This is a genomic window from Pseudoalteromonas sp. SR45-4, from assembly GCF_014163535.1.
Lineage (GTDB): Bacteria > Pseudomonadota > Gammaproteobacteria > Enterobacterales > Alteromonadaceae > Pseudoalteromonas > Pseudoalteromonas nigrifaciens.
The window spans coordinates 41,553-55,044 of record NZ_JACJDO010000006.1; the positions used below are offsets into that span (position 1 = coordinate 41,553).

At 40.3% G+C, this 13,492-nt stretch carries 12 protein-coding genes and 1 pseudogene; 8 read left to right on the forward strand and 5 right to left on the reverse strand.

Features of this window, described 5'->3' with window-relative positions:
- The first annotated feature begins 75 nt into the window (after positions 1-75).
- Positions 76-1,467, forward strand: coding sequence for a lysine-sensitive aspartokinase 3 (gene lysC / locus H5058_RS04390; RefSeq protein ID WP_172459232.1), 1,392 nt, complete (start codon positions 76-78; stop codon positions 1,465-1,467).
- Here the strand turns inward: lysC and H5058_RS04395 are convergent.
- On the reverse strand, positions 1,444-2,187 hold the full coding sequence (locus H5058_RS04395) for a 4'-phosphopantetheinyl transferase superfamily protein (protein ID WP_182677042.1): 744 nt from the start codon (positions 2,185-2,187) through the stop codon (positions 1,444-1,446). The two genes, lysC and H5058_RS04395, sit on opposite strands and share 24 nt — an antisense overlap.
- Positions 2,188-2,361: 174 nt before the next feature.
- On the opposite strand from H5058_RS04395, the gene H5058_RS04400 reads away from it, so the two are divergent.
- Positions 2,362-3,687, forward strand: a complete 1,326-nt coding sequence (locus H5058_RS04400) for a sodium-dependent transporter (protein WP_011327935.1) — start codon at positions 2,362-2,364, stop codon at positions 3,685-3,687.
- Between the two features lie 53 nt (positions 3,688-3,740).
- Here the strand turns inward: H5058_RS04400 and H5058_RS04405 are convergent, their stop codons facing one another.
- The gene (locus H5058_RS04405; protein WP_182677044.1) at positions 3,741-4,235 is read right to left on the reverse strand and encodes a glutathione peroxidase; all 495 of its coding nucleotides are present in this window, start codon (positions 4,233-4,235) and stop codon (positions 3,741-3,743) included.
- Positions 4,236-4,353: 118 nt separating this feature from the next.
- Between H5058_RS04405 and H5058_RS04410 the strand changes: the two genes are divergently transcribed.
- On the forward strand, positions 4,354-5,235 hold the full coding sequence (locus tag H5058_RS04410) for an NAD(P)-dependent oxidoreductase (RefSeq protein WP_182677046.1): 882 nt from the start codon (positions 4,354-4,356) through the stop codon (positions 5,233-5,235).
- A 232-nt stretch (positions 5,236-5,467) separates the two neighbouring features.
- On the opposite strand, the gene sbcB is transcribed toward H5058_RS04410, so the two are convergent.
- Entirely contained in the window at positions 5,468-6,913 is a 1,446-nt protein-coding gene (sbcB, locus tag H5058_RS04415; protein WP_182677048.1) for an exodeoxyribonuclease I, read from the reverse strand.
- A 343-nt stretch (positions 6,914-7,256) separates the two neighbouring features.
- Between sbcB and H5058_RS04420 the strand changes: the two genes are divergently transcribed.
- Positions 7,257-7,664 carry a hypothetical protein gene (locus H5058_RS04420; protein WP_182677050.1) on the forward strand — a complete coding sequence of 136 codons (408 nt, stop codon included), beginning with the start codon at positions 7,257-7,259 and terminating at the stop codon, positions 7,662-7,664.
- Positions 7,665-7,795: 131 nt separating this feature from the next.
- Here the strand turns inward: H5058_RS04420 and H5058_RS04425 are convergent, their stop codons facing one another.
- Positions 7,796-8,965: an MFS transporter gene (locus H5058_RS04425; protein WP_089368155.1), complete on the reverse strand. Its 1,170-nt coding sequence runs from the start codon at positions 8,963-8,965 to the stop codon at positions 7,796-7,798.
- 424 nt (positions 8,966-9,389) lie between these two features.
- The gene (locus H5058_RS04430) at positions 9,390-10,337 is read right to left on the reverse strand and encodes a sodium-dependent bicarbonate transport family permease (protein WP_179806674.1); all 948 of its coding nucleotides are present in this window, start codon (positions 10,335-10,337) and stop codon (positions 9,390-9,392) included.
- Positions 10,338-10,445: 108 nt separating this feature from the next.
- Between H5058_RS04430 and H5058_RS04435 the strand changes: the two genes are divergently transcribed.
- The 4 genes and pseudogenes from H5058_RS04435 (at position 10,446) to H5058_RS04450 (ending at position 13,470) form a co-directional block, all read left to right on the forward strand.
- On the forward strand, positions 10,446-11,399 hold the full coding sequence (locus tag H5058_RS04435) for a LysR substrate-binding domain-containing protein (protein WP_011327944.1): 954 nt from the start codon (positions 10,446-10,448) through the stop codon (positions 11,397-11,399).
- A 229-nt stretch (positions 11,400-11,628) separates the two neighbouring features.
- Positions 11,629-12,036 (forward strand): annotated as a pseudogene (locus H5058_RS04440) (hypothetical protein).
- An 87-nt stretch (positions 12,037-12,123) separates the two neighbouring features.
- Complete coding sequence (locus H5058_RS04445) at positions 12,124-12,627, forward strand: DUF962 domain-containing protein (RefSeq protein ID WP_011327946.1); 504 nt, start codon at positions 12,124-12,126, stop codon at positions 12,625-12,627.
- 51 nt (positions 12,628-12,678) lie between these two features.
- Positions 12,679-13,470: an SDR family oxidoreductase gene (locus tag H5058_RS04450; RefSeq protein WP_089368159.1), complete on the forward strand. Its 792-nt coding sequence runs from the start codon at positions 12,679-12,681 to the stop codon at positions 13,468-13,470.
- The last annotated feature ends 22 nt before the right edge of the window (positions 13,471-13,492 follow it).

A 13,492-nucleotide genomic window follows, 5' to 3' on the forward strand; every position in this document is an offset into this window, starting at 1 on the left:
GAATTTTCTTACCTTATATTTGCTGCCAAGTTCTTCTTGTTTTATTACGGTTTGGATGCCGTGAAAGGAGACGAAATGACAACCCAATCAGTGCCACATGTAGTATTAGGCAACAAATCAAATTATACCGTTGCTAAATTTGGCGGCACCAGCGTAGCTAACTTTGCAGCTATGGATCACAGTAGTAAAATAATAGTAGCAGATAAAAGCGTGCGTATTGTTGCACTAAGCGCCAGCGCAGGAGTCACTAATCATTTAGTTGAGCTGTGCAATAGCAGCCTTAGCGAAGATGAGCGCCAAGCGCATATTAACGGTGTGCTAGCGATTCAGCAGGCTATTTTAGCTGAATTGAGTTTAGATACCGATTTAGAGCAGGGCTTTGCCCAGACGTTAGCGGCATTTGAAAAACTAGCCAGCCAAACGTTACAAACAAAAGCGCTACATGACGAGCTATTAAGTTTTGGCGAGCGATTATCAACTTATTTATTTACCCAAGTGCTGCGCTCAAAAGGTTTAAATGCAATACGCTTTGACGTGCGTCAAGTGCTTAAAACCGACAGTCAATTTGGCAAAGCAACCCCTAATGTTGCAGCTACTGCACAAGCGGCAAGCGCATTACTTGTTCCGCTGTTAGACGATCAAGTAATTGTTACACAGGGCTTTATTGGCAGCGACGAACACGGCCAAACGACCACTTTAGGGCGCGGTGGATCAGACTACAGCGCGGCATTACTGGCCGAGGCTATTCATGCTAAAAGTGTACATATTTGGACTGATGTAGTGGGTATTTTTAGTACCGACCCGCGTTTATGTGTAAAAGCCACGCCAATTGCACGCCTCAGCTTTGACGAAGCCGCCGAAATGGCTACCTTTGGTGCAAAAGTATTGCATCCGGCAACTATTTTACCCGCCAGCCGCAGCCATATTAATGTGTTTGTAGGGTCGAGCCGTGAACCTGAGCGTGGTGGTACTTGGATTGAGCGTGAAAAGTCGCAACTGCCAGGAATCCGCGCAGTAACACAACGCAAAAACCAAATATTACTTACTCTTAAAAGCCCAGAAATGCTATTAGCTAGTGGCTTTTTAGCACGAGTATTTACTATTTTAAGTGAGTTTAATATTTCGGTAGATTTAGTGACCACCTCTGAAATTAGCGTAGCAATAACACTTGATAACGCGCCTAATGCATCGCGCCCAGAGCTTGATCAGGGGTGTTTAGATAAACTTGCTGAGTTTTGCCATGTATCGGTAGAAAATAACTTAACTTTAGTGGCGCTTATTGGCTCAGAAATACAGTTACGCCAGCATGAAATGAACTTAATGCAGGTATTAAGTGACTTTAATATACGGCTAATTTGCCACGGTGCAAGTAAGCATAACTTGTGCTTTTTGGTCGAGCAAGGCGAATCCGACAACGTAGTGCAAGCTATTCATAGCCGACTATTAGAGAGCGATTGCGCGGCCTAATAAAGCTAAATTAATAAGAGAGCACTGCCAGTCAGTGCTTTTTTCACTCACTACACTTATATCAAACTTACCCACCACAGCACTGCTGGCATTAAGCTGCGCGCAAGTTAATTCAGTAAACACATTAGGGCTTAGCAACTTGGCAATAGGGCGGCTGGTGGCTTTAGCGAGCGCTTCTTTTAAGGTCCAAATTCTAAAAAAGTGTTTAGCTTGATCCTCTGCATTGGCAGGCTTGGTGATCAGCGCAATTTCATCGGTATGATAAAAATGCTTTGCGAGCTTTTCAAATGGGCGCTTTGTGCTTATTTTTTCAATATCGAAACCAAACTGGGCTTTTGTAGGGTTAAGTGCAGCGCCAACAAAACCATTAGAATGCGATATACAGGTATTAATAACGGTGTGGCTGTTATTAATGTGTAGCGCTAATTTACTTGTTTGTAGATTAAACTCTGAACTTATATTGCACGGCTGAATGCTTGCCATATTAGGGTGCGAGGTTATAACTAAATACTTAAGTAATAATCGCGTGGCTAAATATTCTTGCTTGGCCGAGACACTTTTACGGCGGTTTATTATTTGCAGCTCAAAAGGGCTTAAATAATCAGGCAAATTATATTGGCTTATATCGAGCGTTTTAGCGTCAAACAATAAAATAGGGCTTTTATTGTTACTAAAAGGCTGATTAATTTGCAGGGTGTTTTTAAAGTAAAGTGAACTCATAAACGCTCAAAATAATAATAAAATTTAATACCGATTACCTGCTTGTATGCATAAGCTGAACATATAGTGAGCGGTTGTTAGTTGTTGTGCGCGCTAGGTACATTTTTATTACTAAGGCGCGATGAAATATGGTTTAATTCACAACAGCTAAAATAATAACAGATTTGTAGGTGTATGACACAAGTGCGTGATGGTTTTCAAAGTCGACTTGGTTTTGTATTGGCCGCCGCTGGCGCAGCGGTAGGTTTAGGTAATATATGGGGTTTTCCTACGCAGGCTGCTAATCATGGTGGCGGTGCTTTTTTACTGGTTTACTTTATTGTTATATTTTTACTTGCTTTGCCGGCTTTATATACCGAGCTGTATTTAGGGTATTACGCCCAAGCTAATCCGGTAAAAGCACTTAGGCAAGCATGGCAAAATAAAGCCCCTAAAGTAGGCGCGGCTGCAGGTTATATTGGCCTTGGCGGCGCTATTGTAATGCTTAGCTTTTATTCAATAGTGGCGGGGTGGATGCTGTCGTATGCTATTGAACCCGTAACTACATTTTTAGGCTTTAGCGGCGCTAGCGAATTTTTACACAGCGACTCTGCGCTGCGTAATTTTGTGTTTACCCCACTTATGCTTATTTTAACCGCGAGTATTATTTTAAAAGGGGTTAAATCGGGTATTGAAACCTGGTCACGGCGTTTAATGCCGGTGCTACTAGTATTGCTAATTGGTTTAATTATTTATATTGCAACGCTAGATGGTGCAAGTGATGGCTTTGCAGCGTATTTAATACCTGATTTTAGCCAAATACTCGACCCTAACTTAATTATTGCAGCTATGGGGCAAGCCTTTTTCTCCTTATCGCTAGGTGTGGGCTGTATGATGATTTACGGCTCGTATTTAAAACCCGGTGCTAACTTACCAAAACTGACTGCCAGCGTAGCACTACTCGATACCAGTGTGGCCTTTTTAGCTGGTTTACTTATTGTGCCTGCTATTTATGTGGCGCAGCACAACGGCGTAGAAGTATTTAGTAACGGTAAATTAATTGGCGAAGGGCAGCTTATTTTTGCCATTTTACCAGCGTTATTCAGCACCATGGGCGATATTGGCTTATTGGTTGGTTTATTGTTTTTTGTATTAATGTCGATAGCCTCGGTTACTTCTACTATATCAACCACCGAAATTCCGGTGGCGTTTTTAGTCGAAAACCACGGCGTTGATCGCACTAAAGCTACGTGGCTGGTTAGTGGCGTAGTGCTAGTGTTTGCCAGCTTAATAATACTTAATTTTGATTGGTTATTTGGCTTGGTTATTATGGTATTTACCCAGTACCAATTACCGTTAATGGGGCTGTTTTACTTTGTTACAGTGGGCTGGTTATGGCAGCGCGGTAACAAATTACACCAAGCAACTAGCGGCGCGCATTACTGGTTTGCTCAGTACATACGTTTTGTTTGCCCAATATTAATGACCTTGGTATTTGCCAATGTGGCATTTAGTAGTTAAGCATTACTGCACGTTATAAATAAAACGGGAGCTTTTGCTCTCGTTTTGCTTTGTTATCTAGCTGTTAGCAATAACTGATTTTCAATTGCCTGCTTTAATGTTTCTGGCTTGGTGCGCGGCGCATAACGAGAAACAAGTTGGCCTTGCGAATTAATTAAAAATTTAGTGAAGTTCCACTTTATTACTCGTCCTTGCGAAATACCTCTGGTGTGCAGCTTTAAGTAATTAAACAAGGGGTGAGCTTCTGGGCCGTTTACCATTACTTTGGCAAATATTTCAAATGTAGTATTAAATTGCGCTTGATAAAAGCTGTTAATGGCTAAATTATCAAGCGGCTCCTTTTGGCCAAATTGATTGCACGGAAACGCTAAAATGGTAAATCCACTGTTTTTATACTGCTGATACAGCTTTTCTAAAGCGGTTAACTGCGCCGACAAATGACATTCACTGGCAATATTTACAATAAGTAGCGTTTTGCCTTTTAACTGCTTAAAAGAAAAAAGCGCCTTGTTACAGCATTCTGCATTAAATTGATAAATACTATCCATAGATCACCTACTTAAATTCCTATTAAATAAACTTTATAAAGACTTCATTCGCTTTTTTATCAACCGATTGACATAATCAGGCATGGTTTTTAAGTTATCAGTTTAATAGGTCATTTTTATGTCAATGAAAGTAGCATTTATAGGTTTAGGCGTAATGGGTTACCCAATGGCGGGGCATTTAGCAAAAGCAGGGCACAGTGTGTGCGTTTATAACCGTACTCAAGCTAAAGCTCAAAAGTGGGCTAATGAATTTAGCGGCAGCTTTGCAGCTACTCCACGCGAAGCTGTAAACGATGCCGACATTGTATTTATGTGTGTGGGTAACGACGACGATTTACGCTCGGTAGTATATGGCGAAAATGGGGTGTTAGCCGGTATTAAAGCGGGCAGTATTTTGGTCGATCATACTACTACTTCAGTAACTGTGGCACGCGAAGTGGCAGCAAAAGCAGCGTTATTAAAAGTCGACTTTATTGACGCGCCAGTATCGGGTGGCCAAGCTGGCGCCGAAAATGGCGTGCTTACAGTAATGGCTGGTGGCAGCGAAGCTGTATTTGCCAAAGTGCAGCCTGTTATGACGGCATTTAGTCGTTTTAGCCAATTGTTAGGTGGCGTAGGCTCAGGGCAATTATGTAAAATGGTTAATCAAATTTGTATTGCGGGTGCAGTACAGGGCTTAGCCGAAGGCTTACATTTTGCAAAACAAGCAGGGCTTGATGGTGAAAAAGTAATAGAAACTATTTCTAAAGGCGCAGCCGGTTCGTGGCAAATGGAAAACCGTTACAAAACCATGTGGGCAGGGGAATACGACTTTGGTTTTGCAGTTGATTGGATGCGTAAAGACTTAGGCATAGCGCTTAATGAGGCTAAAAATAACGGCGCAACGCTAGCAATGACAGCCACAGTAGATGGGTACTACGCCGACGTGCAAGCATTAGGCGGTGGCCGCTACGATACATCAAGCTTACTTGCGCGCATTGAAGCACAGCATAAAAAATAACGTTTACCTTGAGTATATCGTTGTAGACGCCAAGCTTGCGTGATGTGCAAAGCCCGTAAAGTGATTTATTCACCAAGAGGTTAAGAGGCGCTGCGCTTTTAGAGAAAGTGATAGATCTAAAAAGATCATTGTTGGTTTTATGTCTTCTCATTTACTTAAAACAAAAAACGCGACGCTTTAGTTATAAAGCGTCGCGTTTTTGTATGCCTTGTACCAATAAACTTAAAGCAAGCTACATGCTTTGAGCGTAGTTATATAAGGCTTTTAAAATGGTTAGGTTTTTTTCACTGTCGTCGTGCTCATGGGCTAAATTTTCAAGTGTGATCATAAAATCTTGAGCGTTAATTGAGGGTTGATCTTCCCCGTGCATTAACTTGTTTTGACAATACTGACGCCATTGATCCAGCTCTTGCTGGTTAAGCGTTTGCGGCCAGTTACGAGCGCGGTATCTAAACAATAAAGTATTAAACTTTTTATCTTCAAAATCGAGTTTTAAATCGGCTAAGTCTTCGGGTTTTGCATCGCGAATAATCGCAAATTTAGCTTTATCAGCATGGCTAGTAAACCCATCGTAAAGTAAATAGTCAACGTTAGTTGTGGCGCTGTAATCGCCTTGTTCGTTAAACACCTCAGTTACTTTATCGCGCAACTCGCTATTGGCTTTTAACACCGCCAAGTTTTTTAAACATTGCTCGCGGTCAATGCCTAAACGCGCTGCATTTTCAGGTAATAACGTTTTAGCAGGTGCTAAAATAGGGCACTTGTTTAAATGCACTAGTTTTAACCCTACGGGTAATTCGTCTTCAGCTAAATCAATACGCTTAGTATATAAACGTTTACGTAATTGCTCAACACTTAAATCAATAAGTACTTGTGGGCTTTGGGTTAAATCAAAACAAATTACGGCGTTTTTATTTACCGGATGAAAGCTCATAGGTGCAACCCAGCTAGTACAGCCTTGCGTTGCTGGAATGCGTGAGCTGGTATGTACAAGCGGGGTCATGTTAAATACATCAACCAACTCAGCCAAGGCTTTTTTACCACGTAAACTAAAAAAGAAGTTATACAGCTTTGGCTGCTTGTCTTTTATTAGTTTAGCCAGTGCAATAGTAGCGGTTACATCGGACAGTGCATCGTGCGCCGCAGCGTGTTCAATACCGTTGGCAACGGTTAAATGCTCTAACTTAAAGCTTGGGCTACCGTCTTCTTTTAACGGCCATTCAATGCCCTCTGGGCGCAGTGCATAACAAGCACGCACTAAATCAATAATGTCCCAGCGACTATTGTTGTTTTTATATTCGCGCTCGTACGGGTCGTAAAAGTTACGATAAAAGCTATAACGGCTTACTTCGTCATCAAAGCGAATACTGTTATAACCGGCAACACAGGTATTTGGCACACTAAATTGTGCATGAATTTTTGCAATAAACTCAGCCTCAACCAAGCCTTTTTTCATCGCCACTTGTGGCGTAATACCGGTAATTAAACACGCCTCAGGATGCGGCAAGTAATCCGCCTGCGGTTTACAGTATTCAATAAGCGGCTCACCAATAATATTCAAATCAAGATCGGTACGAACACCCGCAAACTGGCTCGGCTTATCCTTTTGCGGACTAGCCCCCCAAGTCTCGTAGTCGTGCCAATAGATTGTTGCTTGATTTTGCTCTTGATATGCCATGCGTAAAACCTTGAGTAGTTAACTTTAAAGCGCCAAAAATAGCGCCAAGTTACTAAAATTATGAATTATTTAGATTATGGCATATGGGCGGGGGAGTTTATAGTTTTGGGTGAAAAATGATGTGCTTGCTTTTTAAGCATAAGTGAAGCAAAAAGTAAGTAGAGGGGCTACGACAACTAGATAAATTATATGAGAGTAAATTAATGAATCATCACTAGACTAAAGTCTATAGGTTAGTTTTATTCACCTATCGAGTTTATTTTAATCGTTTGTCGATTTTGTGTTAATTCTCTAAAGTTCAGTTGTCGGCAACAAGCACGACTTAACTAATAGGACTATGACCATGAAATTAACACTTATCAAAACTATCGCTCTTAGCTCACTACTTACATGCTCAGCTGTTGCAATGGCTGAGCAAAGTGATTACAAATTAATGGTTATTGAAACCGCAACTGCACCACAGCAGTTGGAGCAATCGTTTAACAGCTGTGCGCTTAACGTTAAGTCAAAAAATTACGCTGAAGCTGAAGCCGTGTGTACACAAGCAATAGCACTATTAAATAATGCACAAGGCTCTAAGTTTAAACTACGCCAGCTTACATCGTACGCGTTAAGTAACCGTGGTGTTGCACGTTTAAAAGCAAATAACGAGACTGCTGCAATCGCTGATTTATACGAGGCAGTGCAGCTTAATAAAAACGCACTTGTATCACATAACTTAACGCGCGCTAAACAAGAGCTATCTTTATAAGAAGCATTAAATAGCAAAGATTAAAAAGGGCGATGCCTTTATAAAGTATTATTATTAATTGTGAACAACAAAAAATGCCGCTCATTTTACTGAGCGGCATTTTTGTATCACTAATTTATGTGGTTGCTAGCTTAGCCTGCAACGGGTGTACTGCCTGTTGGAATGTCTTTCATGCTTTTAATTAGCATGTAAATACAGGTGGTGGCTAAGCAGCCGCCTAAATAAAGTAAAATACCATCGCTTGCATCAGAGAAGTTGGCTGCAAGCATTGGGCCTAGCACAGAGCCTAGGCTGTAGCTTAAAAGCATGATTTCGGTTGCTGATACAATTTTAGCCATAGGCAAAGAGTCGCAGGCGAGCGTAATGGCAATAGGGTAAAGTGCAAAACTTGCTGCCCCTAACACTAAATAGCTAACAACTAAGCCGCTAAAGCTGGTTGTTTGCAATATACCTAATACGCTTGCTGCACCTAAAAAGCAAAACATTGCCATGAGTAAGTTTTTACCCATACGAGTAGATAAGTAACTTACCAGTGGCTGTACTAACATGCCGCCAAGAATAATAATTGCCATTAACAAACCTGTGTATTGAGCCTGTTCGCTTTGTGCTGCGATATATACAGGCATTAATCCGTAAATTGGCCCCAGTAATAGCCCCGACGCTAAGCAACCTAATATTGCTGGGCGGCTAAGGGTTTTAATTTCTTTTAATGGCAGTTTTTGTAGCTCTTGGCTATCTGGTTGGCCTGATGTAATTAATAACGGTGCTAAAATTGCTAGCAATAATAAACCAACTACAAATAAGTAGGGCACAGCGCCTACCGTGCCTAGCGGTGCTATAGCAAGTTGGCCTACTGCGCTGCCGCCATAAAGCGAGGTCATGTAAAGGCCTAAACGTTTAGCACGAGCTTTAGGCGTGTTGGTCATTAATAACCACGATTCAACCACCACAAATACACCTGCAACGGCCATACCGGCAACAAAACGCGCCATTAACCAAACCCCAGCTTTAGGCATAACTAGCTGAGCAAGAACACTTAAAATTAATAAACTAAGAAATAAAATAAAAGCAAACCTGTGGCCTATTTTTACTACTATGCGTTCAATGCATGTAGCGCCAATAAGTAAGCCAAAATAAAATACACTCGCTAGCCATGGGGCAAGATCTACATCGAGTTTAAATGCCGATAGCGATAGCGGGATCAGGCTCATTAAAAAGCCAGAAGCTATAGCAAAAAAAGACAAACCGATAACAGGTGCTAACGGGTTATTTGACTTGCTAGTAGCAACGAATTCTATCATTAGAATTATCCGATTTTAAGGTCATAAATAAACGCTGTTTACCGACTCTGTTTTAAGGCGATTATTTATTGTTGGTTGATTTTGCGGCGAATGTAGGACTCTTTTGAAAGGAAGTAAAGTGATTTTTTATTAATCAATGAAAATAAATTTTTAACTGCACAATTACGTAAAATAAGCGCACAATTGCGGCGTGTTTGTGTTTTAAACGTATTTAAATTGTATGATTTTTGTTATTTTATTTGCTTGGTTTAATGCGATAAGAGCAATAAATTTAAGCCATTGAGCAAACTGTTAGTAAGTGTTTTTAAGTTTTAAACAGTGGCGGCACAACAAATAAAAGTAACAGCCGTTAAAACGATTACTTTTATGTGTTGTAAATGAGCGGTTTTAATTTATGCAGGTGAGTTTAAAATTAAACCTTTGATTACTGCATTAGCAGCGCTAATTGATGATACAAACCAATACCTATTAAAACATTAAACGGAAAAGTAATACCTAAAGAGCAGAGCATAGCAAGGCCAATATTGGCTTCTGGAATGGCGGCTTTTATTGCTGCAGGCGCTGCAATGTATGAGGCACTGGCAACTAGGCTACCTAAAACTACAATTGAGCCCATTTCAAGGTGTAAAAGTGTACCGACTGCTACGCCAAGCGTGCCCAAAAATAAAGGGGTAATAATAGCAAATAAAGCTAACTTCCAATGATGCCAAGGCACAGGGCGCAAAGTTTGCGCGGCGGTTAAACCCATTTCAAGTAAAAATAATGCCAGTACAACCTTAAAGCCGTTAGTTAATAAGCTGGTAACTTGGCTACCTTGTTGCGTGCCGTACATTATGCCAATAATTACACCGCCAACGAGTAAAATAACGCTTTTATTGGTTAGTGCTTCGTGCCAAACCGCTTTTAAAGACAGCTTTTTAGTTGGCGCACTTTCTTTATTAAATTTTCTATATATTAGCAGGCCAACAATAATAGCCGGCAGTTCTAGCATCACTAAATATAAAGTTACTTCAGCGCCTACAACCAAACTAGACGATTCTGCGTAGGCAAGCGCAACAGCAAATGTACCCGCACTAACAGAGCCATAATGCGCCGCAATACTGGCACTATTAGCATGAGAAAGTGTAATAACGTACTTTAAAATAGGGTATAGCATTAAAGGAATAAGCCCCCCAAGCAGCATAATTGCCCCCATTTCTGGGAGTAGCTGCCAATTTAAATTACCGTGTAAAACCATACCGCCTTTTAAACCAATAGTAAGCATTAGCAGTAAGCTTAGGGTTTCGTAAGTGGCTTTGGGTATAGCAAGATCAGAGTGTATAAGTCCGGCGATTAAACCTAATATAAAAAACATAACAACAATATCGGGCACGGTGTTTCCTAGCTGTAAAATTAAGTGGCGCTATTGTAGAGAAAACTTTGTATAGTAAATAATAAAATGAACAGTGATTATATATAGATAACTATCTATGAGGTGGGTATGGATTTAAGGCATATATCGTTTAGATTACTAGAAGTGTTTATGAGTGTAGTAAAAACCCGCTCGTTAAGTGAAACAGCAAGGCAGCTTTATTTAACGCAACCTACTGTTTCACTGCAAATAAAACGCTTACAAGAAGAAATAGGAGAGCCACTAATAACTATGCAACAGCAAAAGTTACAGGTAACCGAGGCTGGCCTTGAGCTATTTAGAACCTGCAAGCAGGTGTTTGCTCATTTTGAAGATTACCAAGATTTTTTAGCTGAATTACGTGGAGGCGAGCGAGGGAGATGTAAAATTGCCATGGTAAATACGGCGCAATATATTTTGCCTAAATTACTCGGCCCATATAGTAATTTGCATCCGCATGTAGAGTTACCGCTGGAAATAGGCAATCGCGAAGAGGTATTAGCTCGCTTTGAGCGTGGAGAAGACGATATTTACGTTTTTAGCCACCCACCATCGTTAGAGCAAGCCCAAGCAGCTCGGTTTTTACATAATCCATTAGAATTTATAGTGCCTAATAATCATCCTCTATTGAATAAAAAAAACGTAACGTTGGCGGACTTAATGCCATATCGCTTTTTACTGCGTGAAAATGGTTCTGCCACACGTATGCTATTTGAAAGTGAGCTACAAAGTAGGGGCTTAGTACTTAGCGACGGCGTTAAAATGGCGAGTAACGAAGCCATACGGGTTGCAGTGTCGTCGGGTATGGGAATTAGCTTGCTGTCGCATCATGTTTTACCAAAAGATGATAATAGCTATACAAAACTGCATGTGATCGACACCGATATAGCCAGCCAATGGTACTTTGTAATGCGTACCGACAGACACATTTCGCACGCAGCGCGCAGCTTTTTAAAGTTTGCCCAAGCTAATTTAGAGCACTATCTTGATACAAAATGGGTACGCAATGAACTTCATAGATTACATTTAGAACCTAAAAGTTAAATTTTAAAAATAGTAGTTATGTTGCAATATAACTACTTATAATAGTTATATTGCTATCAATACATGGTTATAAAAACACCCATAATACTTAGCTCTAACTATTTATTATTTTGCTTTTATTTTAAATAAAGCTAAGTAAGGTTTAAGTTTAGATTTTGTTAGGGCTCTTTTACTTAGTTGGAACCAAAATTGCTGCATAGCTTGTAACGCAACAATGGGTTTTGAGCTAATGACTACAATAACGTTTAAAAATCAATACAGTAACTATAATTCCCCTAGTGTAAATAAAGCGGCAAGCCCAAGCGGAGTTGCGGCAATCAATCCCCCCATTGATGAAAAAACAAGTGATGTTAAAGGCATAAACTCAGCCCCTAAAGAGCAATCATTTTTAGAAAAAGCCCAAGAAGCGCTTGTTTATCAGCGTTTAGGTGTAAATAAAGACAAAATAGACGAGCTAAAAGCGGCAATAGAGGAGCTGACTAAAGAGTTACAAGCGCAAGGCGCTGATCTTGATGTAATTGCAGATAAAATTAACTAACTTGAAAAAATGCTTGAGCAAGAATACCAACAAGGGCGCGATCGAATGGATATGAAACCTCAGCATGAGCCGGGAAAAATAATTTCTGCACTTATTTAATTTACATAATATTGAATAGTTTACATTGTTATTGTGCTTACTTTTGCTAAGGTAAAAACTTATAACAAAAATAAACAAGGATTACTAATGAAAACCCTGCAGCAGCAACTAGGTAACTACGGGCTTTATCACCGCTCAAAACGCAATGTACTCACCCACCTGTTAGGCATTCCGCTAATTGTATTTGCCGTATTGTGCTTATTGGCGCGCATTCAGATCCCGTTGGGAGGCCTTGTTATAGATGGCGGACAACTTATTGTATTTGTATCAGTTGTGTATTATTTAATGTTGAGTGTGTCGTTGGGCCTTATTATGGCTGTGCTATTAACTATATTACTTGTGGGCGCGCAACCTATTGCAGCCATGGCATTTACTCCTTGGTTAACGATTAGTGTAGGGCTGTTTGTATTTGGTTGGATTTTACAGTTTGCTGGCCATTATTTTGAAGGTAAAAAACCCGCGTTTATAGATGATATATCGGGGCTTATTATTGGCCCTTTGTATGTAACTGCAGAGCTATTATTTATGTTGGGCTGTTATAAAAAGCTAGAGCAGCAAGTAACCGATATTGCCGGCCCAACCAAGCCATAAACACAATAACTAACGTGCTGTAACTAAAGCATAAAAATACGGTAACAAAGTATGAATTATAATAATAAAACAGTGTGGATCACCGGTGCGTCATCGGGCATAGGTAAGGAGCTGGCAATACAGTTTGCAGAGCTAGGTGCTAGCGTTATTTTATCGGCGCGTAATGTTGAAAAACTGACAGCGCTTAAGGCTGAACTAAAAGGAGAAGGGCATTTAATATTGCCACTCGATTTAGCAAAGCCCGAAGAAGTATTAAGTAAAGTTACCGCGGCAATAAATGAGTTGCCCGCAATCGATATTTTAATTAATAACGGTGGCATATCGCAGCGTAGCTTATTTTTAGAAAACGACTTTAAAGTGTACCGCCAATTAATGGAGGTTAACTATTTTGGTTTAGTGGCATTAACTAAAGCGGTACTGCCCTCTATGGTTGCAAGAAAAAGTGGCTCGGTTGTGGCTATAAGTAGTGTGGCAGGAAAGGTAGGCTCTAAACTAAGAACCGGTTACTCAGGCACTAAATTTGCTGTGGTGGGGTTTATGGATTGCCTGCGCGCAGAAGTAAAAGAGCATAACATTCATTGTTTAACAATTTGCCCAGGTTTTATAAAAACCGCGATTGCGCACAACTCATTAAACCCGCAAGGTGTTGCACAAAATAAATCTGAGCAAGCTATAGAAAATGGCATGGATGTTAAAGTAGCCGCATCAAAAATGATTAACGCTATTAATAGCAAAAAAGATGAAGTGATTGTTGGCCAAGGTTTAAGTGGTTGGGCTCCTACCATTAAACGCTTCTTTCCACGTTTATTTAACCGTTTAACTGCAAAAGTTAACTTTAAGTAATACCAAAATTCAAGAAAGCTAT